Consider the following 22,629-nt stretch of genomic DNA (forward strand, 5'->3'; position numbering starts at 1 on the left):
AAGCCCGATGCGTCGAAACCTGTTGTCCCTCGCCCTCTGCCTTCCCCTCCATGCAATGGCCAGCCAATCCCTGGTGGTCTGCACCGAAGCCAGCCCCGAAGGCTTCGACATCGTCCAGTACACCGCGGCCACCACGGCCGATGCTTCCGCAGAAACCATCTTCGACCGCCTGGTGCAGTTCGCTCCCGGCACAACCCGGCTGCAACCGGGCCTGGCGGAAAGCTGGACCATCAGCCCCGACGGCCTCACCTACGAATTCGAGTTGCGCAAGGGCGTCACCTTCCACAGCACACCCTGGTTCACCCCCAGCCACGACTTCAATGCCGACGATGTGCTCTGGAGCTTCCAGCGCCAGCTGGACCCCGGGCATCCCTGGCACAAGCTGTCCCCGCGCGGGTTCCCCTATGCCGAATCCATGGCCTTCGCCCAATTGATCGGGCGGATCGAGAAGCTCGGCGAGCACCGCGTCCGCTTCACCCTGAAACACCCCGAGGCGCCCTTCCTCGCCGACCTGGCCATGGGCTTCACCTCCATCTACTCCGCCGAGTACGCCGACCAGTTGCTCAAGGCCGGCAAGGCGGACCAGCTAAACCGCGAACCGGTGGGCACCGGCCCCTTCGTCTTCGAGCGCTACCGCAAAGACGCGCAGATCCGCTTCCACGCCAACCCGACGTACTGGGCGGGCAAGCCAGCTGTGGAAAAGCTCCTGTTCGCCATCACCCCCGATCCCAACGTGCGCGTACAGCAGCTCAAGGCCGGCGCCTGCCAGGTCGCGGTCTATCCGCGCCCCACCGACATCGCCGCCCTGCGCCAGGAGCCTGAGCTGCAAGTGCTGGAGCTGGACTCCCTGCTCACCGCCTACGTCGGCATCAACACCCGCCATCCACCCCTGGATGACGTTCGCGTGCGCCAGGCCATCAACCTCGCCTTCGACACCCGCGCCTATCTGCGCGCGCAGTTCGGCGAAGGCAACGCCAGCCTCTCCGTCGCGCCGTATCCGGCCACCCTGTTGGGCTTCAACGACACGATCGCGCCCTGGCCCCATGACCCGGAGAAGGCTCGCCAGCTGCTGGCCGAGGCCGGCCACAAGGACGGCTTCAAACTCGCCATCTGGACCCGCCCCGGCGGCGGCCCGACCAACCCCAACCCGGGCATCGGCGCGCAGATGCTCCAGGCCGATCTGGCCGCCATCGGCATCAAGGCAGAGATTCGTGTGTATGAATGGGGCGAGCTGATCAAGCGCGCCAAGAATGGTGAACACGATCTGGTGTTCATGGGCTGGGCCGGCGACAACGGCGACCCGGACAACTTCCTCACGCCGAACCTGTCCTGCGCAGCGGCGAAATCCGGCGAGAACCAGGCCGGCTGGTGCAACGAGAAATTCGACGCGCTGATCCGCGAAGCCCGCGCCATCACCGACCCGGCCCAGCGCGCCGAACGCTATCGCCAGGCCCTGGCGATCTTCCACGAACAGGCGCCGTGGATTCCCCTCGCGCACCCCAAGCAGTTCGCCGCCGTGCGCAAGGGTGTGGAAGGGTTTCAGTTGAACCCGATGGGCTCGAACAATTTCGCGAAGGTGAAATTGGCGAAGTAGGTTGGCGTGGCGCCTGTGGGGGCGAATTCATTCGCTAAGCAGACCGTAGGTCTGCCCTTTAGAGTCCGAGCGGACCTAGACCACCCTCACCCCAACCCTCTCCCAGAGGGAGAGGGAGCTGTCCGCACAGAGGCGAGTCCCGGCGCAGTCCTGTAGGGGCGAATTCATTCGCCAAGCAGGACGCAGTCCTGCCCTTCCCTCTCCCCAACCCTCTCCCTGAAGGGAGAGGGAGCTATCCGAGCGGGCCCGCCCTCAGGCTTCCAACCCAAACGGATCGTCGATGGAATGGCTCGGCTGGGTAAACCAGCGCGGCCCGGACGCCGTCATGTAGAAGTGATCCTCCAGGCGAATGCCGAACTCGCCCGGCACGCAGATCATCGGTTCGTTGGAGAAACACATGCCCTCGGCCAGCGGTGTCTCGTCGCCACGTACCAGGTAGGGACCTTCGTGGATATCCATGCCGATGCCGTGGCCGGTACGGTGCGGCAGGCCCGGCAGCTGGTAGTCCGGGCCGAGGCCGGCGGCTTCCAGGCAACGGCGCGCGGCGGCGTCGACCGAGCCGCAGGATTCGCCAGGACGAGCAGCATCGAAGGCGGCCTGCTGTGCGGCCTTTTCCAGGTTCCAGAGCGCGCGCTGGCGTTCGTTTGGAGCTCCGAACACGTAGCTGCGGGTGATATCCGATTGGTAGCCGTGGAGTTGGCAACCGGTGTCGATCAGCACCATGTCGCCGTCCTTGAGTACCTGCGCATGCTTCACACCGTGCGGGAACGCGCTGGCTTCACCGAACAGCACAATGCAGAAAGTCGAACCCGGCGCGCCCACCTTGCGGTGCGCCTGCTGGATGAACTCGGCGACCTCGGTGGTGCTGATGCCTTCATGCAGGATGCTGGCGGCGGCCTTGTGCACTTCCAGGGTCATGTCCTTGGCACGTTGCATCAGCGCCAGTTCGGTAGCGGACTTGTGGAAACGGCAGGGATTGATGACGCAGGCGGCATCGACGAAGTCGAAGGCGGAACCCAGGCGACGGATGCCGTCGTACATAAAGAAGGCCATGGACGGGCAGAGACCGATGCTGGCCTCAGCAGCGATGCCCATGCCGGCCAGCATCTCCAGCAACAGGCGATAGGGGCTTTCGTGTTCCTGCCAGGTGTGGATAACCCCGTCCACCTCGCGGAAATCGCGGATGGTGCCTTCCTCGAACGCGGGGGCGATGTAGGCCAGTTGGCCATTGGCAGGAAGTACGGCACCGACCATGCGTTCGCTCGGGCTCCACTTCACCCCGGTGAAGTAGCGCAGGTTGCTGCCGGCGTTCAGGTAGATGGCCGCGACGCCCTGGTCACGCATCAGGCCCTGGGCCTTGGCGATGCGCGCCTGGTACTCGTCCAGGCCGATGGGGCCCATGCCCGCGACCATGTTCGACAGTCCGGCCAGCGCCTGTTCCGGAGTCTTGCCACCTACACCCACTGTCATGTCGTTCTCCCGAGTCGAGTTGCAGTGCGCCGAATTTAAGTCCGACTTAAATAGTCGTCAACGCCATTTTTCAGTCCTACTTAATTTCAATAAGGCGACAAGCCTTTTCTACAATGCGCCGCCCGTTATACTGGCGCCCTTCAGAACAAGAGCCACGCCAATGACCGTAGAACAGATCGGCGAACGGTTGCGCCGCTATCGCCGCGCCGCCAACAAGACCCTGAACCAAGTCGCCGCCGAATCGGGTCTCACGGCCAGTTTCCTTTCCCAGGCAGAGCGCAATCTCACCGGTGTGTCGATCTCTTCCCTGGCGAACATCGCCAAATCCCTGGGCATTCCGCTCAACGCCCTGTTCGACCAGCCCCTCCAGCACCAGCCCGACTCCCACCACGGCCAGCGCGTGCGCTACACCATCGGCGGCCAGCCGCTGGCCTACGAGCGCCTGTCCAGCAACTTCCCCGGCAACCTGATCAACGCGGTCAAGATGAGCATGCCGGTGGGCTACCAGTCCGAGCTCATTTCCCATGAAGGCGCCGAGTTCGCGTATGTCCTGTCCGGGCAGATCGTCTACACCATCGAAGGCCGCAACTACCCGCTCGGCCCGGGTGACTCGGTGCATTTCGACGCCGCCAAGCCGCATTTCCTCGCCAATGCGGGCGAGGAAGTGGCCGAGGTGCTGACCGTCACCACCATGGGTCTTTTCGACGATCACCCCACGCCCTGACTGACCGGTTTCCGGAAGTAAGCGCCACTGAATTTAAGTTGACCTTAATTTCAGCATCACTTAAGTTCGGCCTCGGCCGGCGGAGGGCAAATACTCCTTCCCCTTTCGCCGCCATCGCCCGCCCGGGCATGCCGGCATCCGGCCCCTCGGCTCGCGAATGACGGGCAGCCTGCGGCCCACGAAGCCGCAGGGTCAGGTGCAACGGACACCACAGGCTTCGATCACCTGATACGCCGCCCTCAGAACAACAACAACGAGGTTCGCATGCGTCAGAAAACCGCGCTCAAGTCCATGATTGCCGCTGGTCTCATCCTCGGCTCCGGCTTCACCCACGCCGCCAGCAACCTGGTCTTCTGCTCCGAGGGCAGCCCCGCCGGCTTCGACCCGGGCCAGTACACCACCGGCACTGACTTCGATGCGGCCTCGGAAACCCTCTTCAACCGCCTGGCCCAGTTCCAGCGTGGCAGCACCAAGGTCGAACCGACCCTGGCCAGCAGCTGGGACATCAGCGAAGACGGCAAGCGCTACGTGTTCCACCTGCGCCAGGGCGTGAAGTTCCACACCACCGACTACTTCAAGCCGACCCGCGACTTCAACGCCGACGACGTGCTCTTCACCTTCCAGCGCATGCTCGACAAGAACCATCCGTTCCGTAAGGCGTATCCGACCGAATTCCCCTACTTCACCGACATGGGCCTGGACAAGAACATCGCCAAGGTGGAGAAGGTCGACGACATGACCGTGGCCTTCACCCTGAACGAGGTGGACGCCGCCTTCATCCAGAACCTGGCGATGAACTTCGCCGCGATCCAGTCCGCCGAATACGCCGACCAGTTGCTCAAGGCCGGCAAGGCCGCCGACATCAACCAGAAGCCCATCGGCACCGGTCCCTTCGTGCTCAAGCGCTACCAGAAGGACGCGCAGATCCGCTTCACCGGCAACAAGGACTACTGGAAACCGGAAGACGTGAAGATCGACAACCTGATCTTCGCCATCAACACCGACGCCTCGGTGCGTACCCAGAAGCTCAAGGCCGGTGAATGCCAGGTCACCCTCAACCCGCGCCCTGCCGACATCGAGGCCCTGAAGAAGGACCCGAACCTGCTGGTGCCGAGCGAGCCCGGTTTCAACCTCGGCTACATCGCCTACAACGTCACCCGCGCCCCCTTCGACAAGCTCGAAGTGCGCCAGGCGCTGGACATGGCAGTGAACAAGAAAGCCATCATCGACGCCGTCTACCAGGGCGCCGGCCAACTGGCCGTGAACGGTATGCCGCCGACCCAGTGGTCCTATGACGAGACCATCAAGGACCGCGACTTCAACCCGGAGAAGGCCAAAGAACTGCTGAAAGCCGCCGGCGTGAAGGAAGGCACCGAAATCACCCTCTGGGCCATGCCGGTCCAGCGTCCCTACAACCCCAACGCAAAACTGATGGCCGAAATGCTCCAGGCCGACTGGGCCAAGGTGGGCATCAAGGCGCGCATCGTCAGCTACGAGTGGGGCGAATACATCAAGCGCGCCCACGCCGGCGAGCACGACGCCATGCTGATCGGCTGGACCGGCGACAACGGTGACCCGGACAACTGGCTGGGCACGCTCTATGGCTGCGACTCGGTGGACGGCAACAACTTCTCCAAATGGTGCGACACCGGCTACGACAAGCTGGTGAAAGCCGCCAAGGCCACCGCCGATGTGGAGAAACGCACCGAGCTGTACAAGCAGGCCCAGCACGTCCTGCAACAACAGGTACCGATCACCCCGATCGCGCACTCCACGGTCTATCAGCCGATGCGCGCCAGCGTGAAGGACTTCCTGATCAGCCCCTTCGGACGTAACAGCTTCTACGGCGTCTCCAACGGGCGCTAAGTGAACGAGGCCGGGCAACCGGCCTTCTTCGCATCCTCAATCCGACGATTAGATCGGACGAGGCCAATCTCACCTGCCATAAAAAACGCAAGGTAACCGGCCCCCTCGGGCCCGCGCCTTTACCCACGCGGCCTAAACTGCTGGGAGCGGTCAGTGCACTGGCCGGCAAAACAAAAGATGAGGAGTGATTCGCCCAAATGCTGAGTTTCATTGCACGCCGACTGGGGCTTCTGATCCCCACCTTCTTCGGCGTCACCTTGCTCACCTTCGCCCTGATCCGCCTGATTCCCGGCGACCCGGTGGAAGTGATGATGGGTGAACGCCGGGTCGACCCGGAAATGCACGCCCAGGCCATGGAACGCCTCGGTCTCAATAAACCGCTGCCGGAACAGTATCTGGATTACATCGGCAAGCTGGCACAGGGCGACCTGGGCGAATCGCTGCGTACCCGCGAAGGCGTCTGGAATGAGTTCCTCACCCTGTTCCCCGCCACCCTGGAACTGGCCATCGCCGCGCTGATCTTCTCCGGCACCCTCGGCGTACTCGCAGGCGTGATCGCCGCCTTGAAGCGGGGCTCGCTGTTCGACCACGGGGTGATGGGCATCTCCCTGGCGGGTTACTCGATGCCGATCTTCTGGTGGGGCCTGCTGCTGATCATGTTCTTCTCCGTGTGGCTGGGCTGGACGCCAGTGTCAGGGCGGATCGACCTGCTCTACGACATCGAGCCGAAAACCGGCTTCATGCTCATCGACACCCTGTATTCCGAAGAGGAAGGCGCCTTCGTCGATGCCCTGCGCCACCTGATCCTGCCGGCCATCGTGCTGGGCACCATCCCGCTGGCGGTAATCGCCCGCATGACCCGTTCGGCGATGCTCGAAGTGCTGCGCGAAGACTATGTGCGCACCGCTCGCGCCAAGGGCCTGTCGCCAGCCCGCGTGGTCTTCGTCCACGGCCTGCGCAACGCGCTGATCCCGGTGCTCACCGTGTTCGGCCTGCAGGTGGGCACCCTGCTGGCTGGCGCGGTGCTGACCGAAACCATCTTCTCCTGGCCGGGCATCGGTAAATGGCTGATCGAAGCCATCGGTGCCCGCGACTACCCGGTGGTGCAGAACGGCATCCTGCTGATCGCCTGCCTTGTGATCGTGGTGAACTTCGTCGTGGACATCCTCTACGGCCTGGTCAATCCACGTATCCGCCATCAGCGTTAAGGAGACCTGACGTGACCACAATGCAACCCCAGGTCGACCCGAGCGTCCTCTACCCGTCGCCGTTCAAGGAGTTCTGGAAGGCCTTCGCCCACAACAAGGGCGCCGTCGGCGGCCTCGCCTTCATGATCCTGATCGTCTTCTGCGCCCTCTTCGCACCCTGGGTCGCCCCCCATGACCCGAGCGAGCAGTTCCGCGACTTCCTGCTGACGCCCCCGGTCTGGCTGGAAGGCGGCCAGGCGCAGTTCCTGCTCGGCACCGACGAACTTGGCCGCGACGTGCTCTCGCGTCTGATCCACGGCGCCCGCCTATCGCTGCTGATCGGCCTGACGTCGGTGGTGATGTCGCTGATCCCCGGCATCCTCCTCGGCCTGGTGGCGGGTTTCTTCCCGCGCCTGCTGGGCCCATCGATCATGCGCCTGATGGACATCATGCTGGCCCTGCCGTCCCTGCTGCTGGCCGTGGCCATCGTCGCCATCCTCGGCCCAGGCCTGATCAACACCGTGATCGCCATCGCCATCGTCTCCCTGCCCTCCTACGTGCGCCTGACCCGCGCCTCGGTGATGGGCGAGCTGAACCGCGACTACGTCACCGCCTCGCGCCTGGCCGGCGCCGGCCTGCTGCGCCTGATGTTCGTCACCGTGCTGCCCAACTGCATGGCGCCGCTGATCGTCCAGGCCACTCTGAGCTTCTCCTCGGCCATCCTCGACGCCGCCGCCCTGGGCTTCCTCGGCCTCGGCGTGCAACCGCCCACTCCCGAATGGGGCACCATGCTGGCCTCCGCGCGCGACTACATCGAACGCGCCTGGTGGGTGGTTTCGCTGCCCGGCCTGACCATCCTGCTCAGCGTGCTGGCGATCAACCTGATGGGCGACGGCCTGCGCGATGCGCTGGACCCGAAACTCAAGAATGCAGTCTGAGGAGCCCGCCATGAGAATTTCCGTTCCGCAGCTGCTTCCCGTAGGAGCCAGCTTGCTGGCGAACCTGCTGCCCCCCTTCGCGAGCAAGCTCGCTCCTACAACGTCGCGCTCAATCGCTGCGCCATACCAGGAGACCGCCGTATGAGCCTTCTGGAAATCAAGAACCTCAGCGTGCGCTTCGGCGACGCCAACGCCGTCCCGGTGGTGGACGGCCTCGACATCTCGGTGGACAAGGGCGAAGTACTGGCCATCGTCGGCGAATCCGGTTCCGGCAAGTCGGTGACCATGATGGCGCTGATGGGCCTGATCGACGCCCCCGGCCGCATCACCGCCGACAGCCTGCGCTTCGACGGCCACGACATGCTCAAGCTCAAGGGCAGGCAGCGTCGGCACATCGTTGGCAAGGACCTGGCGATGGTCTTCCAGGACCCGATGACCGCACTCAACCCCAGCTACACCGTGGGCTTCCAGATCGAGGAAGTGCTGCGCCAGCACCTGGGCCTGAAGGGCAAGGCCGCCCGCCAGCGCGCCCTGGAGCTGCTAGAACGGGTCGAAATCCCCGGTGCCGCCAGTCGCCTGGATGCTTATCCGCACCAGCTCTCCGGGGGCATGAGCCAGCGCGTGGCCATCGCCATGGCCATCGCCGCCGAGCCCAAGCTGCTGATCGCCGACGAACCCACCACCGCCCTGGACGTGACCATCCAGGCGCAGATCATGGACCTGCTGCTGGACCTGCAGCGCGACCAGGGCATGGCCCTGGTGCTGATCACCCATGACCTGGCCGTGGTGGCCGAAACTGCCGACCGTGTCTGCGTGATGTACGCCGGCCAGGCCGTGGAAATCGGCGAAGTGCCGCGCCTGTTCAACGAACCCACCCATCCCTATACCGAAGCCCTGCTCAAGGCGATCCCCGAGCACAGCCTGGGCGCCCACCGCCTGTCGACGTTGCCCGGCATCGTCCCCGGCCGCTATGACCGTCCCCACGGCTGCCTGCTGTCGCCGCGCTGCCCCTATGGTCAGTCCAATTGCGTGGCCCAGCGTCCGACCCTGGACCCGCATGCCCATGGTGCCGTGCGCTGCTTCTACCCCCTTAACCTGATCGAGGTGGCGCGATGAGTGCCGTATTGACCGCCCGAGACCTGCACCGTCACTACGAAGTCTCCCGAGGCCTGTTCAAGCCTCACGCCCTGGTGCGCGCCCTCAACGGGGTGTCCTTCGAACTGGAGGCTGGCCGCACGCTGGCCGTGGTCGGTGAGTCCGGCTGCGGAAAATCCACCCTGGCCCGCGCCTTGACCCTGATCGAGGAACCTTCTTCCGGCTCACTGCAGATCGCCGGCCACGAAGTGACGGGGGCCAGCAAGGACGAACGCAAGCAACTGCGCCGTGACGTGCAGATGGTCTTCCAGAACCCCTACGCCTCGCTCAACCCGAGGCAGAAGATCGGCGACCAGTTGGCCGAACCATTGGTCATCAACACCGGCCTGTCCCGCGTCGAACGCCGCGAGCAGGTACAGGCGATGATGCAGCAGGTAGGCCTGCGCCCTGAGCACTACCAGCGCTACCCACACATGTTCTCCGGTGGCCAGCGCCAGCGCATCGCCCTGGCCCGCGCCATGATGCTCAATCCGAAGGTACTGGTGGCGGACGAGCCCACCTCGGCCCTGGACGTGTCGATCCAGGCCCAGGTGCTCAACCTCTTCATGGACCTGCAGGAGCGCTACAACACCGGCTACGTGTTCATCTCCCACAACCTCGCGGTGGTACGTCACGTCGCCAACGATGTGCTGGTGATGTACCTCGGCCGTCCGGCGGAAATGGGCCCCAGCGAGCTGATCTACGAGCGTCCGCTGCACCCTTACACCAAGGCCCTGCTCTCGGCCACGCCGGCGATCCATCCGGACCCGAGCAAGCCGAAGATCAAGATCGCCGGTGAACTGCCCAACCCGCTCAACCCGCCGTCCGGCTGTGCCTTCCACAAGCGCTGCCCTTACGCGACCGAGCGCTGCACGGTGGAAGTGCCCGAACTGCGTCTGCTCGACGCCCGCCAAGTGGCCTGCCACAACGCGGAAACCATCAACGGCTGAGGGGTGACCGGGAAACCCTTGTAGGGGCGAATTTATTCGCCAAGCAGGCCAACGGTCTGCCCGGGACAACTGCCGGGGATGCTGCGCATCCCTTGGCGAATGAATTCGCCCCTACAGATCTTTCAGCACCGCTAGCCTCACCCCGAACCCCACCAGCACGCCGCCGAACAGCCACTGCTGGACGCGTTGCACCAATGGCCGGCGTCCCAGCCAACGCCCCAGCCCGGCGCCCATCAGCGCATAGGCCGAATCGAAGACCAGCCCTACGGCCACCAGCACTGCGCCAAGTAGCGCGAATTGCAGCCCCAATGGCCCATCAGCCGGATCGACGAACTGCGGCAGCAGCACGGAACAGAACACCAGCGCCTTGGGATTGAGGAGATTGGTCAGCAGCCCACGCCGCATGGCCTGTCCGTACGCCCGCGAAGGCTGCAGCGCCCCGTCCACCGCCAGCGCCGAAGCCTCCGCCTGGAACAGCTTCACCCCCAGCCAGAGCAAATAGGCCGCACCGACGAGACGCACGGCGTCGAAGGTCCAGGGCGCCGTCCGGAACAGCACCGCGAGCCCCAGACCGGCAAGCGCCACGTGGCAACCCCGTGCAAGCGCCAGCCCCAACGCGGTTGCCAGCGCCATGGCGCGCCCCTGCCGGGCGCCGGTTTGCAGCAGGAGAATCATGTCAGGCCCGGGCAGCAGGTAGACCACCGCCAGGGCGATCAGGAAAGCGGTCATTTCTTCGCTCCAGATCGGGATATGGAGCAGAAATTCTAGAGCCGGAAGTCAGGGCAGGTGCTTGCGTATTTGACTATTGGAGTCATGCTGATTGGCATTTCCTACCAAGAAAAACCAATCAACAGGCCGCTTATGCCAAAACTAAAACTTGACGCCCTCGACCACCGAATACTCGCCGCCCTGCAGCGCGACGGCCGCCTGTCCAACGTGCAACTGGCGGACGAGATCGGCCTCTCCGCCTCCCCTTGCCTGCGCCGGGTGCGACTACTGGAAGAGGCGGGTGTAATACGCGGATACCACGCCAACCTCGACCGCGACGAGGTCGGGTTGGGTTTGACGGTGTTCGTGGGAATCAAGGTGGAGCGCCACGGCGAGGAACAGGCCAACGCCTTCCGCGAAGCAGTGATCAGCCTTCCCGAAGTGATCTCGGTTCACCTGGTATCGGGTGAGTCGGACTTCCTGCTGCAAGTGGTAGTGCCAGACCTACGCGGCTACGAGCATTTCCTCACCGGGACCTTGCTGAGGCTCCCCGGCGTCAGCGATATCCGCAGCAATTTCGCCATCCAGACCGTGAAGGCGCCGTCGCCGCTGCCGTTGAATCACCTGCCGAAATGATCCGCTGCACGGACGGGCTCGAGGGCGAATCCACCCAAAGCACAAGGCCGACAACTTTAGCTCGGTCTGGACTGTAGGGTGCGCTGTGCGCACCGACTTCAGGATCAACTTCGGCACCCCGTCAAACCGCCGGTGCGCACGGCGCACCCTACCGGATCGGCTTCATCAATGATCCGTTGCACGGACAGGCTGGGGGGCGAATCCACCCAATGCACAAGGCCGACAACTTTAGCTCGGTCTGGACCGTAGGGTGCGCTGTGCGCACCGACTTCAGGATCAACTTCGGCACCCCATCAAACCGCCGGTGCGCACGGCGCACCCTACCGGATCGGCTTCACCCTGCGAGCCCGGGGATGCGAATCGTCACAGGCATCATGACTACGTCGTCAGGACGTGGCTTCCCAAGTTCAAATGAATTCGTCCCCACAGCAAAAGTGCAAAAGACCTAACGCCCGAAGAAGCGATAGAACGCCCGCAGTTCATCCTGGGCATCTTCGAGCTTCATGGGGGTGAAGCGCAGGACCTGGTTGGCCGGACACTGGGCCAGACGCCCGACGTCCAATGGGTGGACCCAGCCGAGTACCGGGTAGCCGCCCATGGTCTGCCGATCCGCCGTGAGAATAATCGGCTGGCCATCCGGCGGCACCTGGACAGCGCCCATGACCACGCCCTGGGACCACTGCCGCTGCGGCGCGACCAGGGCCTCGCCTGCCAGGCGTGCGCCCATGCGGTCGGATTGTGGGCTGAGCAGCCAGGCGTTTTCGAAGAAGGCTCGCAGCTGCTGCTCATCGAAGCTGGCGGCATCACCGCCCACCATCACTCGCAGCAACTGCGCAGACGTGTAATCCGGCTGCCAGGGCCAGGGCACGCTGGCACCACGGGGAAAGTCGCCCCGGTCGCCGGCTAGCAGGTCACCCTTGGCCAGCCGAACACCCTCGCCGTCCAACCCGCCCAGGCCTTCGCGCATCTGGCAGGCGACGCTGCCCAGCACCGGTTCGGCGCGAATGCCGCCTACCAGCGCCAGGTAGCTGCGTTGGCCACTGCGGGCATAGCCGATCTGCAGACGCTGGCCCGGCTCGAGGCGAAAGCGTGACCAGTTGAGACGGGGCTCGCCATCCACGCTCAGCGGCATATCGGCCCCGGTCAGCGCCACCCAGAGCGCCTCCTCGGCTTCCAGTTCCACCCCGCCGAGGGAAATCTCCAGAACCGCGCAACCTCCGGTGTTGCCCAGCAACCGGTTGGCCCAGGCCGCCGCCAGAGGGTCCATCGGGCCCGCTGGGGATACGCCCAGATGCTGCCAGCCACGACGGCCGGCGTCCTGCAGCAGGCTCAGGGGGCCGGGCTTGATCACCCGCAGGCCACTCATGCCTCGCCTCCGCCTTCCGCGCGGTAGCGGGCTTCATCGATGGCGAAGAAGCGCACGCGATCCCCCAGGGCAAACGGGCACGGCGGCTCGCGATGCGCATCGAACAGCGTCCAGGGACACAATCCCAGCAAGTGCCAGCCCCCCGGGGAGGCCTGTGGATAAATCGCCGTCTGGCGCTCGGCGATGGCCAGGCTGCCGGCCGGCACGCGTATGCGCGGGCTGCTGCGACGCGGCAGGGCCAGGCGCGGATCGAGGCCGCTCAGGTAAGCGAAGCCGGGCGAGAAACCGATAGCACCGACCCGGTATTCGGCGCTGCTGTGAACATCCACCAGTTCGCCGATCGACAGGCCGCAGGCCTCGGCCACCCAGGTCAGGTCCTCACCACAGTACCAGATGGGGATTTCATGCACTTGGCCGGATTCGCTCACGGCTGGCACCGATAGCCAGGCTTCCAGCAAGGGCTCGATGCGTTCGGCCAGTGCGAGGTGGTCGGTGCGGGTCAGGTCGTAGTGCAGCAGCAGCGTGGTCCAGCCTGGCACCAGGTCGAGCAGCAGGTGCCCCAGCTCACGCCGCAAGGTTTCGGCCAGCGCCGCGATGCGCTGTGGCAAGCCGGCATCCGGTTCGTCGGCCAGCACTAGCAGCAATGCTTCGGCGCCGGCGGGCTCGAGGCGGATCATAGGGCGTCCAGTTTGCCTCGCAATCGGCGCAACACGGCCAGGGATTCAGGGTTGTCGCCGTGCACGCAGAGGCTATCCGCGACCAGTCGCAGGGGCTTGCCATCGATGTCCGGAAATGGCTCGCCGACGGCGATGGCCAAAGCCTGGTCGAGGATGCGCTCGGCATCGTGGTGCACCGCCCCGGCCATGCGCCGGGGCGCCAACTGCCCGTCGGAGAGGTAAGCGCGGTCGGCGAAGGCTTCGAACATCAGCGGCACATCGGCCGCGTCGGCCAGTTGCAGCTCGCGGCTGTTGTCAGCCAGGGCCAGCACCATCAGCGGCAGGCCCTTGCGATAGCTGGCGCAGGCATCGAGCACCGCTTCGAACAGCGCATCGTCACGCACCAGGTCGTTGTACAGCGCGCCGTGCGGCTTCACATAGGCCACCTGGGTTCCGACCGTGCGGCAGAAGGCTTCCAGCGCTCCGATCTGGTAGAGCACCTGGGCGCGCACTTCTTCCGGCGAACAGGCCATATGGCGCCGCCCGAACCCGGCGAGGTCCGGATACGCCGGATGGGCACCGATGCGCACGTTGTGGCGCAGCGCCAACTCGACGGTGCGTTGCATGGTCAGGGGATCGGCAGCATGGAAGCCGCAGGCGAGGTTCGCCTGGTCCACCAGCGGCATGGCGTGCTCGTCGTCACCCATGCGCCAGGCACCGAAGCTTTCGCCCATGTCGCAGTTCAGCAGGATTCGTCTGTTCATGAAGCGGATTATGGCTAAAAGCCGGCAGCCTTGTAGGAGCGAATTCATTCGCGAAAAGGGTTGGCACCGAGCTGGCCTGACGTTGCCCTCACCCCCCCGCCCTCTCCCGCAAGCGGGAGAGGGGGCTGTAAGTGCCACCCGGTTGTCCCTCATTTTTCCTGTGGGAGCGAATTCATTCGCGAAAAGGGTTGGCACCGAGCTGGCCCGACGTTGCCCTCCCCCCCGCCCTCTCCCGCAAGCGGGAGAGGGGGCTGCACGTGCCGCCCGGGTTGTCCTTCATTTTCCTGTAGGGGCGAATTCATTCGCCAAGCAGGCCGAAGGTCTGCCCGGGCGATGCAAAAAAAACGCCCCGCACTTGGCGGGGCGAACGTTCCCAAGGAGCTGGGATCACTCGTTTCGGCGCATGCCGCCGTCAATACACGTCGCGGCGGTAGCGGCCTTCGTCATTCAACTGCTGCAACGCCTCGTCACCGAGGATGTCGCGCAAGGCGCGGTCAACGCCTTCGGCCATGCCCTGCAGGCTGCCGCAGATGTAGATCACCGCGCCTTCGGCGAGCCAGGCGCGCAGTTCGTCGGCGGCTTCGCGCAGGCGGTCCTGAACATAGACCTTCTCGGCCTGGTCACGGGAGAAGGCCAGGTCCAGGCGTTGCAGCTCACCGTTGTCCAGCCAGCCCTGCAGTTCCTCGCGGCAGTAGAAGTCGTGGGCCTGGTTGCGCTCGCCGAAGAGCAGCCAGTTTCGATTGCGTCCGGCAGCGATGGCCGCCTTGAGCAGGCTGCGCAGGCCGGCGAGGCCCGTACCGTTGCCGATGAAGATCAGCGGACGATCCTCGTCTATCAGATGGAAGCGGCTATTACGGCGCAGGCGCAGCGGCATCACGGCGCCTTGCGGCAGGTAATGGGTCAGCCAACCGGAAGCGATGCCCAGGCTGCCGTCGGCATGTTGTTCCTGGCGCACGATCAGTTCCAAAGCACCGTCGCTGGCCAGCGAGGCGATGGAGTACTGGCGAACCGACAGGCCGATCAGCGCCTGCACCAGGGCTTGAGGCTGCAGGCCCACCAGATGCTCGAACGAACTCGGCAGCAGACGTCCGGCCAGTGCCTGGCGCAGCGACTGGCGCAGGCCGTCCAGCTCCACCGGGGCGTCGCCGTCGAGGTGGTGTTTTGCCAACCACGCTTCGATGACGGGCTCGGCCTGGCTCGGGAGGATTTCCACCAGGTCGCCGGCCTGCCAGTCCACCTGGCTGCCCGCCGGGGCACGCAGGCGCAGTAGCCAGGTGGATTCTCCCTGGCTACCGGGGTTCAGGTGCTCGCGGCTTGCAAGCGTCCAGTTTTCGAAGGCAGGACCGCTCCAGGGCGTCAGCACCGCGCCGCCGGACACGTGGGCCAGTTGCTGTTGCCACTGTTGCAGTGCGCCGCTGTCGCCGTTGTCCACTTCCACCGGGTCGAACAATTGGCTCGCGCCCTGCCCTTTCAGCCAAGACTGCAGACGGCGGCCGAAGCCACAGAACTGCTCGTACTGGCGATCCCCCAGAGCCAGCACGGCAAAGCGCAGACCAGCGAGCTGGGAGGCCTGGCCGAGTACCTTGCGCTCGAAGCCACGGGCGTTGTCCGGCGCTTCGCCGTCACCGAAGGTACTGACCACAAACAAAGCATTGCTGGCCTGCGCCAGGGTCGCGCCATCCAGGGTGGCGAGAGGCTCAACACGTACCGGCAGGCCGGCGGCCTGGAGCTGACCGGCGCTCTGCCAGGCCAGTTGCTCGGCGAAGCCGCTCTGGCTGGCGAAGCCGATCAGCCAGGAATCCGTGCCGCCGCTCTCGGCCAGGCCGCCACGGGCCGCCCTGACCGCACGTTTCTTGCGCCGGCGGTCGAGATAGAGCAGCCAGCCGGTGATGAAGAACAGCGGCATGGTCAGGCTCGCCAGCATCACCAGGATGCGCCCCGTCAGGCCGAAGTACTCGCCCACATGCAGCGCATAGACGCTGGTCAGCAGCTGCGCCTTGAAGCTCTTGTCGGTGTAGCGGTCGCTGCGGGTGACCTTGCCGGTGGCCGGATCGAGGACGATCTGGTTCAACGCACGCGGGTGCGCGGCGTCCTCCAGCAGGTAGTACACCTGCGCCGGCTGGCCGCCCACCGGCGGCAGTCGCAGGTTGTAGGCGCTCATGGTCGGGCCGGCGATTTCGCGGATGCTCTTCCATACGGCGTCGTAGTCCACCACCAGCGGCGGACCGGAAGGGGCCTGCATGCCGGGGCGACCACGGCCCTCACCACGACCTTCGCCACGGCGCTCGCCTTGCTTGCCTTGCTGGCCGGCGGGGGCGTCCGAGAGGAGGCGATTGAGACCTTCGCGGTACCAGTCGTAGGACCAGAACAGGCCGGTCAACGCAGCCAGGAGGTAGAACACCAGGCACCAGGTGCCGGCCACGGCGTGCAAGTCCCAGTTGAAGCTGCGGCCCTTGCGCGACCAGTCGAGGGTCAGCCAGGCGCGCCAGCTGCCGGCCTTGCGCGGCCAGCGCAGGTACAGGCCGGACAGGCAGAAGAAGATCAGGATCAGGGTGCAGGCGGCAGTGATCTGCTTGCCGAATTCGCCCATGGCGAGGAAGCGGTGCAGCTGCAGCATGAGGCCGAAGAACTGCTGGCCGGTGGGTTCGCCCAGCAGCTCACCGGTGTAGGGATCGAAGTAACGCATGGGGCCACGGCGTTCGCCGGGCGGCGGCATGAAGAAGACACGCGAGGCATGGTCGTTGTTGGTTTCGACCCAGAGGCCGGACACCTTCTTGCCTTCGGCAGCCTCGATCTTGCTCACCAGCTCGGCGGGCGGCAGCACGCCGCTGTCACGCACTTCGACCGACAGGGTCTCAGGGTTGAGCAAACGCAGGATTTCTTCCTGGAAGCTGTAGGCAGCGCCGGTGATGCCCATCAAGGCCAGTACCAGCCCCGCACTGATACCGAACAGCCAGTGCAGCTGGAACAGGGTCTTCTTCAACACGTGATATCCCTCGGATACGCGTCTGGCGACGCGTCGAATCGCTCGTTCGCGGCAGGCCCCATGCCTGGCCGGATGGCGATTCTATTTGAGAACGGGATGCATAAACTCAGGAATCAGATCTTTTACCTTTTATTTACAGCCATATCCGAGGGCCCTTGCGCAGGGCCCTCGGCTCGTTCATCAGAACGAGTAGGTAGCGCTGAGGATCGCCGAACGGGCATCGCCGTATTCGATGGCCGAGGAGCGAGCGCTGGTGCCGTTCTGCAGGCGTACACGCTCCACGTAGTCCTTGTCGAACAGGTTGTTGACGTTCAACTGCAGGTCCAGGTTCTTGCTGACCTGGTAGCCGACCATGGCGTTGTGCAGCCAATAGGCGTCCAGCTTGGCGGTGGTGCTGGAGCTCACGTTGCGTTCGCTGACGTAACGCGCGCCGTAGCCCAGGGTCCAGCCTTCCGGCAGCTCATAGGTGGTCCACAGGTTGAAGGAGCGCGGCGGCGTATTGCCCAGCGCCTGGCCTTCCCGAGCGATACCGGCAGCGGTATCCGCAGCCTTGAGGGTTTCGCTGGACTGGAAGGTGTAGTTGGCGAACACATCCCATTGGTCGGTGATGTGGCCGGTCAGACCCAGTTCCACGCCCTCGACGCGCTGCTTGCCAGCCAATTGGGTGGAACCATCGAGCATGGTTTCCCGTGCATTGGTTTTCTCCACCCGGAACAAGGCGCCGTCCAGCTCCAGATTGCCGCCGAGCAGTTCCCACTTGGTGCCCAGCTCCCAGGTTTCGTTCTTCTCCGGATCGAGGTTCTCGGTCGCGGCGGTCAGGCCACCACCGTTGGAGGCGATGCCTTCGGCAGTGGGGTTGAACGAGTTGCCCCAGGCTACGTAGAAGCGGCCGTTCTCCACCGGTTTGTAGACCAGGCCCGCGCGGCTGCTGAGCTTCTCGTCCTTGGAGGTGAAGCTGCCGTTCTGCACATTCGCCGCCGTGAAGGTATCGCTGTGGCCCTTGAACCAGTCGTAGCGCAGGCCGACGTTGAAGTCCCACTGCTCGCTCAGGGCGATGGTGTCGAAGACATACAGCGCCTTGTCGTCCAGCTGGTTCTCGGTGTAGCTGCTGACGGTCTTGTTGACCGGGCCTACCCAGTGGCCAGGCGGATTGGCCAGGTCATAGCCATTGCCCGGATAGACCGAGTTGCCCAGGCCGTGGTTGTAGCTCTTGAGATCGAAGTCCTCGCGGGAGATTTCCGCGCCGGTGACCAGTTCGTGGCCAAGACCGAAGGTGTCGAAGCTGGCACGCAGGTTGGTCTGGTTGATCCACATCTCGGTGGTGGTGTCACGACCGGAAGCCTGCGGGCCCGCCGGGCGATAACGGCCGGGTGGCACGCCGTCGAGGTTGACGTGGGACGCGGAAACGATGGTGTTCCGGTCGATGCGGCTGTATCGGGTCAGGTTCTGCAGGCGCAGGTTGTCGTTGATGTCGTGCTCGAGGTTCGCAGTGAAGGCGTTCTGCTCGATCTCATCCTTGTCCAGGTTGTCCCAGCCGAAGTAATCCTCGCGGCTGACACCGCCGAGCTTTTTGCCGTTCAGGGCCGGCACGCCATAGTCAGGCAGGTTGTCGTCGGTCTGATGGAACGCGCTCAGGGTCAGGCGGGTGGCATCGTTGAAGCCCAGGCGCAGGGAGGGCGCAACGCCCCAGCGCTCGCGATCGATCTCGTCGCGGCCCGGCACGTCGTTCTCGTGGGCCATCAGGTTCACGCGGAAGGCGCTGTTGCTGCCCACACCGTCCAGCGGCTGGTTGGCGTCCAGGGTGAGGCGATGGTAGTTGTCCGTCCCGAGGCCGCCACCGAGGGTGGTGAAGGCGCGGTCCATGGGCTGCTTGCTGATGATGTTGATGCTGCCGCCGGTGGTGCCGGCGCCGCCGAACACCGAGTTCGGGCCTTTGATGACCTCGACCTGCTCGATGTTGAAGGTGTCGGTACGGCTGGTCTGGGCGCTGTCGCGCAGGCCGTCGATCTGGATGTTGTTGTTCGCGGAGAAGCCGCGAATGTTGATGCTGTCGCCAGAACCACCGCCGCCTTCACCGGCGTTGAAGGTGATACCGGACACGTTGGACAGCACCTGGCGCAGGCTCAGGGCCTGCTGCTCCTGGATCACTTCCTTGGGCACCACGGTGATGGTTTGCGGAGTATCCAGCAGCGGGGCGGTGTATTTCACCGAGGAGGATTGCTCGACCTTGTAGGTTTTCTTGGCCGCTTTGCCATCGACCTTGACGGTGCCGAGTTCGAGGGCCTTGCTCTGTTCCGCGGCAATGGTCAGGCCGGTAGTGGAAGCAGTGGCGATACCGATGGCAGATGCCAGAAGAGCACGCTGCGACAAATTATTCTTTTTGCTCATAAGAATCACTCCCCAGTGAATTTGAGGCGCGATTCTATTTGAGAATGTTTATCAGTAAAGATTTTTATACGAACTTTACACAGTCTTTACATTTCTCGCGCATTGGTACGGAATTACTAAAAAAGCATGCTTTCTCGATCATGCGCCAATAATTCACAAAAATGACTGGATAAAGCGACATCTATACGACGCTAAGGCTCGCAAGAAATACCGTGACCGGCCGGTCACTTTCTAGCCTTGAAAGGAAGCCTGACGAGCTCATCAATCAGAAAAAACCAGGCAGATGGGCCCTGATCAGGTCATTGCTCGCTGCTGGCAGGGTCGGCAGGTTCAGCGCCAGATCAGCGAAGCATCAATATCGGTCAGCCTGGCACAGCCAGTAAGCGCCATGGCCACCTCCAGCTCAGTGCGCAGCAGGTGCAGCACATGGGCCACGCCGGAGGCCCCCGCAACAGCCAGGCCGTGCACGTAAGGCCGGCCGATCATTACGGCACTGGCGCCCAGGGCGAGTGCCTTGAATATGTCCGTGCCGCGACGTACGCCACCATCCAGCAACAGCGGCACCCTGCCCTGCACCGCCTGGGCGATCGCGGGGAGCACATCCAGGGTCGCCGGCAGGCTATCCAGGGTGCGGCCGCCATGGTTCGACACCACGATGCCGGCCACGCCCTGCTCCACCGCCCGAACCGCATCGCGCGGGTTCATCACGCCCTTGACCAGTACCGGCAGGCGGGTGAGCGATTGCAGCCACTCGAGGTCTTTCCAGGTTGGCGCGCTGGCCAGCAGCGGGCTGCCGAACAACGGACTGGAGCCTGGCTGGGCGACGCTCGGCGGTAGGCTGCGCATGCCCTTCAGGTTGATTGCTTCGACGTTGGCGGGAAGCGTGAACGCGGCCCGCTGTTCGCGGTTGCGCAGGCCGTTCACTGGCGCATCGACCGTCACGACCAGTGCGCGATAACCCGCCGCTTCGGCGCGCCGCACCAGTTCGCGGGTGAATTCGCGATCCGGCTGGATGTAGAGCTGGAACCAGAGCGGCGTTTGCGCCGCCTGGGCGATGTCTTCCAGGCTGACGCTGGCCTGGGTACTGACCACCATCGCCGCACCCATGGCGGAGGCGCCGAGCACGCTGGCCAGTTCGCCGTCCGGGTGGGCCAGCTTCTGGTACGCCACAGGCGCCAGCAGAATCGGGTAATCGAGTTCGAGCCCGCAGAGTTCGAGGCGCGTATGTCCACCGCCAAGGTCTTCCAGCACCCGGTTGAGCAGGCGCACGCGCTGGAAGGCGGCCAGGTTGTCCGCCAGGGTCAGCTCATCGGCCGCTCCACCGTTGAGGTAGGCCCAGGCCGCGGGCTTCATGCGCTCGCGGGCGAAGGCTTCGTAATCGGCGACAGCGGCGATTTCAGCGGGTATTTGGACAGTCACGGCGGCAGGCACTCCTGGCCCGCAGGGAGCCGGCTGACAAGCGATTGCAAATGGAAACGGCGCTCATCTTACTGCCGCTGCGTAGCGCGCGAAATGACAGGCGCTGCGACACGGAATCGCCCCGTACAAACGACAAGGCCCGCCATGAAGGCGGGCCTTGTGTGAAGCACTCGAAGGCTTACAGGTAGAAGGCCTTCAGCGGCGGGAAGCCGTTGAATTCCACCGCGCTGTAGCTGGTGGTGTAGGCGCCGGTGGACAGCCAGTAGAGGCGGTCTTCAGCGGCCAGGTTCAGCGGCAGGCCGTACTTGTAGTTCTCGTACATGATGTCGGCGCTGTCGCAGGTCGGGCCGGCGATCACCACTTCTTCCATCTCGCCTTTCTTCTCGACCCAGATCGGGAACTTGATGGCCTCGTCCATGGTTTCGATCAGGCCGGAGAACTTGCCCACGTCGGTGTAGATCCAGCGCTCGACGGCGGTGCGCGACTTGCGCGCCACCAGCACGACTTCGCTGACCAGGATGCCGGCGTTGGCGATCAGGGAACGGCCTGGTTCGAGGATGATTTCCGGCAGTTCGTCGCCGAAGTCTTCCTTGAGGAAGCGAATGATTTCCTCGGCGTAGGTTTCCAGGCTGTTGGTGCGCTGGATGTAGTTGGCCGGGAAGCCACCGCCCATGTTGATCATCTGCAGGGTGATGCCGTCTTCTTCCTTCAGGCGCTCGAAGATCACCTTCACCTTGGCGATGGCGGCGTCCCAGACGTCGATGTCGCGCTGTTGCGAACCCACGTGGAAGGACACGCCGTAGGGCACCAGGCCCAGTTGCTTGGCGAGGATCAGCAGGTCCAGGGCCATGTCCGGGTTGCAACCGAACTTGCGCGACAGCGGCCAGTCAGCCGAGGTGGAACCTTCGGTGAGGATGCGCACATAGACCTTGGCGCCCGGGGCGGCCTTGGCGATGTTGCGCAGGTCGGCTTCGGAGTCGGTGGCGAACAGGCGCACGCCCTTCTCGAAGAAGTAGCGGATGTCGCGGGCTTTCTTGATGGTGTTGCCGTAGCTGATGCGCTCGGGGCCAACGCCGGTCTTCATCACCTTGTCCAGCTCATAGATGGAGGCGATGTCGAAGTTGGAACCCTTGTCACGCAGCAGTTCGGTGATCTCGGTGGCCGGGTTGGCCTTCACCGCGTAGTAGACCTTGGCGAAGGGGAAGCAGCTGACCAACTGATCGTAGGAATCAGAAATGGTCTGCTTGTCGATCACCACGAACGGGGTTTCTTGCTTGTCGGCGAATGCCTTCATGCGCTGGAAAGTTTCGGGCGAGAAATAGTCTTCGACCTTGATCGACATGCGAGGGACTCCATATGGCAAAACAAACGAAAGTTGTTAGGGGTGGCCCGGTGTTGCGTTGGACAACAGGCCTGAACGTCTGATCAGTTTCCCCACTTTGGTTCGCCTACTTCCCAAGGCATGTCGCCGAGGATCTTCAGTCGTTTCCGACATCAAACCTCTCGTCGTCAGTACTTGAGCCGGATGGATCGTTGCCAGCATGGACGTTCGGGCGCGAACTTTAGGACCACAAGAAGCGCAGATCAATCAAAAATTGCCGCTTTCTCGCATCCCTTTGTCGCTTGCCCTGTTGACTGTTTCGAATCCTCAACAAAACGTCATGAAATGCTGCACACATGCGGGTTTCAGGGTGATGACAGGGGGGGCTCTGGCGGAGGTGATTTGATGAGCCCTGTAGGAGCGAGCTTGCTCGCGAACAGCCCCAAGCACGATCTTTCGCGAGCAAGCTCGCTCCTACAAAGTGTGTAGGCCCGGCTGGTGATCCGGGCGTAGGGTGCCCCC

The 22,629-nt window shown here is 64.1% G+C and carries 17 protein-coding genes; 8 read left to right on the plus strand and 9 right to left on the minus strand.

All coding sequences use genetic code 11. The annotated features are described in order from the left end of the window. The first annotated feature begins 7 nt into the window (after window positions 1-7). Complete coding sequence (locus MnOB_RS15055; RefSeq protein WP_077525039.1) at window positions 8-1,594, plus strand: ABC transporter substrate-binding protein; 1,587 nt, start codon at window positions 8-10, stop codon at window positions 1,592-1,594. 252 nt (window positions 1,595-1,846) lie between these two features. Here MnOB_RS15055 and MnOB_RS15060 read toward each other — a convergent pair whose 3' ends face one another. After that, window positions 1,847-3,064, minus strand: a complete 1,218-nt coding sequence (locus tag MnOB_RS15060) for a M24 family metallopeptidase (protein ID WP_077525040.1) — start codon at window positions 3,062-3,064, stop codon at window positions 1,847-1,849. A 160-nt stretch (window positions 3,065-3,224) separates the two neighbouring features. Here MnOB_RS15060 and MnOB_RS15065 point away from each other — a divergent pair, with 160 nt between their 5' ends. The 6 genes from MnOB_RS15065 to MnOB_RS15090 all read left to right on the plus strand — a co-directional run bounded on the left by MnOB_RS15065 (window position 3,225) and on the right by MnOB_RS15090 (window position 9,863). Further along, window positions 3,225-3,788, plus strand: coding sequence for a helix-turn-helix domain-containing protein (locus MnOB_RS15065; protein WP_077525041.1), 564 nt, complete (start codon window positions 3,225-3,227; stop codon window positions 3,786-3,788). Between the two features lie 264 nt (window positions 3,789-4,052). Continuing rightward, window positions 4,053-5,654, plus strand: coding sequence for an ABC transporter substrate-binding protein (locus tag MnOB_RS15070; RefSeq protein ID WP_077525042.1), 1,602 nt, complete (start codon window positions 4,053-4,055; stop codon window positions 5,652-5,654). A 197-nt stretch (window positions 5,655-5,851) separates the two neighbouring features. Next, on the plus strand, window positions 5,852-6,862 hold the full coding sequence (locus tag MnOB_RS15075; RefSeq protein WP_077525043.1) for an ABC transporter permease subunit: 1,011 nt from the start codon (window positions 5,852-5,854) through the stop codon (window positions 6,860-6,862). A gap of 20 nt (window positions 6,863-6,882) precedes the next feature. After that, window positions 6,883-7,779 (plus strand): ABC transporter permease subunit, encoded by an 897-nt coding sequence (locus tag MnOB_RS15080; RefSeq protein ID WP_077525044.1) that lies wholly within the window; start codon window positions 6,883-6,885, stop codon window positions 7,777-7,779. 141 nt (window positions 7,780-7,920) lie between these two features. Next, complete coding sequence (locus tag MnOB_RS15085; protein ID WP_077525045.1) at window positions 7,921-8,895, plus strand: ABC transporter ATP-binding protein; 975 nt, start codon at window positions 7,921-7,923, stop codon at window positions 8,893-8,895. Beyond that, window positions 8,892-9,863, plus strand: coding sequence for a peptide ABC transporter ATP-binding protein (locus tag MnOB_RS15090; protein ID WP_077525046.1), 972 nt, complete (start codon window positions 8,892-8,894; stop codon window positions 9,861-9,863). The genes MnOB_RS15085 and MnOB_RS15090 overlap by 4 nt, the downstream gene beginning before the upstream one ends. Window positions 9,864-9,974: 111 nt before the next feature. Here MnOB_RS15090 and MnOB_RS15095 read toward each other — a convergent pair whose 3' ends face one another. Further along, the gene (locus MnOB_RS15095; protein WP_077525047.1) at window positions 9,975-10,592 is read right to left on the minus strand and encodes a LysE family translocator; all 618 of its coding nucleotides are present in this window, start codon (window positions 10,590-10,592) and stop codon (window positions 9,975-9,977) included. A gap of 132 nt (window positions 10,593-10,724) precedes the next feature. Here MnOB_RS15095 and MnOB_RS15100 point away from each other — a divergent pair, with 132 nt between their 5' ends. After that, window positions 10,725-11,207 (plus strand): Lrp/AsnC family transcriptional regulator, encoded by a 483-nt coding sequence (locus MnOB_RS15100; protein ID WP_077525238.1) that lies wholly within the window; start codon window positions 10,725-10,727, stop codon window positions 11,205-11,207. Window positions 11,208-11,652: 445 nt separating this feature from the next. Here MnOB_RS15100 and MnOB_RS15105 read toward each other — a convergent pair whose 3' ends face one another. From MnOB_RS15105 to MnOB_RS15135, 7 genes are all read right to left on the minus strand, one after another. Next, a complete protein-coding gene (locus tag MnOB_RS15105; RefSeq protein ID WP_107504087.1) occupies window positions 11,653-12,573 on the minus strand; it encodes a 5-oxoprolinase subunit C family protein in 921 nt (306 codons plus the stop codon). Further along, entirely contained in the window at window positions 12,570-13,250 is a 681-nt protein-coding gene (locus tag MnOB_RS15110) for a 5-oxoprolinase subunit B family protein (protein WP_077525048.1), read from the minus strand. Before MnOB_RS15110 ends, MnOB_RS15105 begins: the two co-directional genes overlap by 4 nt. Next, complete coding sequence (locus MnOB_RS15115; RefSeq protein ID WP_077525049.1) at window positions 13,247-13,993, minus strand: 5-oxoprolinase subunit PxpA; 747 nt, start codon at window positions 13,991-13,993, stop codon at window positions 13,247-13,249. Before MnOB_RS15115 ends, MnOB_RS15110 begins: the two co-directional genes overlap by 4 nt. A gap of 412 nt (window positions 13,994-14,405) precedes the next feature. Next, a complete protein-coding gene (locus tag MnOB_RS15120; RefSeq protein ID WP_077525240.1) occupies window positions 14,406-16,976 on the minus strand; it encodes a PepSY domain-containing protein in 2,571 nt (856 codons plus the stop codon). A gap of 183 nt (window positions 16,977-17,159) precedes the next feature. Continuing rightward, complete coding sequence (locus MnOB_RS15125; protein WP_077525050.1) at window positions 17,160-19,367, minus strand: TonB-dependent receptor; 2,208 nt, start codon at window positions 19,365-19,367, stop codon at window positions 17,160-17,162. Window positions 19,368-19,697: 330 nt separating this feature from the next. Further along, entirely contained in the window at window positions 19,698-20,786 is a 1,089-nt protein-coding gene (locus MnOB_RS15130; RefSeq protein ID WP_234358268.1) for an alpha-hydroxy acid oxidase, read from the minus strand. A 178-nt stretch (window positions 20,787-20,964) separates the two neighbouring features. Continuing rightward, window positions 20,965-22,128, minus strand: a complete 1,164-nt coding sequence (locus tag MnOB_RS15135; RefSeq protein WP_077525051.1) for a type III PLP-dependent enzyme — start codon at window positions 22,126-22,128, stop codon at window positions 20,965-20,967. Window positions 22,129-22,629: the final 501 nt, after the last annotated feature.

The organism is Metapseudomonas resinovorans, from assembly GCF_002003485.1.
GTDB lineage: Bacteria > Pseudomonadota > Gammaproteobacteria > Pseudomonadales > Pseudomonadaceae > Metapseudomonas > Metapseudomonas resinovorans_D.

Bases quoted from the DNA above. Each gene is read 5' to 3' on its own strand.
- MnOB_RS15055 (WP_077525039.1), top strand. From the start codon at position 8: ATGCGTCGAAACCTGTTGTCCCTCGCCCTCTGCCTTCCCCTCCATGCA.
- MnOB_RS15060 (WP_077525040.1), bottom strand. From the start codon at position 3,064: ATGACAGTGGGTGTAGGTGGCAAGACTCCGGAACAGGCGCTGGCCGGA.
- MnOB_RS15065 (WP_077525041.1), top strand. From the start codon at position 3,225: ATGACCGTAGAACAGATCGGCGAACGGTTGCGCCGCTATCGCCGCGCC.
- MnOB_RS15070 (WP_077525042.1), top strand. From the start codon at position 4,053: ATGCGTCAGAAAACCGCGCTCAAGTCCATGATTGCCGCTGGTCTCATC.
- MnOB_RS15075 (WP_077525043.1), top strand. From the start codon at position 5,852: ATGCTGAGTTTCATTGCACGCCGACTGGGGCTTCTGATCCCCACCTTC.
- MnOB_RS15080 (WP_077525044.1), top strand. From the start codon at position 6,883: ATGCAACCCCAGGTCGACCCGAGCGTCCTCTACCCGTCGCCGTTCAAG.
- MnOB_RS15085 (WP_077525045.1), top strand. From the start codon at position 7,921: ATGAGCCTTCTGGAAATCAAGAACCTCAGCGTGCGCTTCGGCGACGCC.
- MnOB_RS15090 (WP_077525046.1), top strand. From the start codon at position 8,892: ATGAGTGCCGTATTGACCGCCCGAGACCTGCACCGTCACTACGAAGTC.
- MnOB_RS15095 (WP_077525047.1), bottom strand. From the start codon at position 10,592: ATGACCGCTTTCCTGATCGCCCTGGCGGTGGTCTACCTGCTGCCCGGG.
- MnOB_RS15100 (WP_077525238.1), top strand. From the start codon at position 10,725: ATGCCAAAACTAAAACTTGACGCCCTCGACCACCGAATACTCGCCGCC.
- MnOB_RS15105 (WP_107504087.1), bottom strand. From the start codon at position 12,573: ATGAGTGGCCTGCGGGTGATCAAGCCCGGCCCCCTGAGCCTGCTGCAG.
- MnOB_RS15110 (WP_077525048.1), bottom strand. From the start codon at position 13,250: ATGATCCGCCTCGAGCCCGCCGGCGCCGAAGCATTGCTGCTAGTGCTG.
- MnOB_RS15115 (WP_077525049.1), bottom strand. From the start codon at position 13,993: ATGAACAGACGAATCCTGCTGAACTGCGACATGGGCGAAAGCTTCGGT.
- MnOB_RS15125 (WP_077525050.1), bottom strand. From the start codon at position 19,367: ATGAGCAAAAAGAATAATTTGTCGCAGCGTGCTCTTCTGGCATCTGCC.
- MnOB_RS15135 (WP_077525051.1), bottom strand. From the start codon at position 22,128: ATGTCGATCAAGGTCGAAGACTATTTCTCGCCCGAAACTTTCCAGCGC.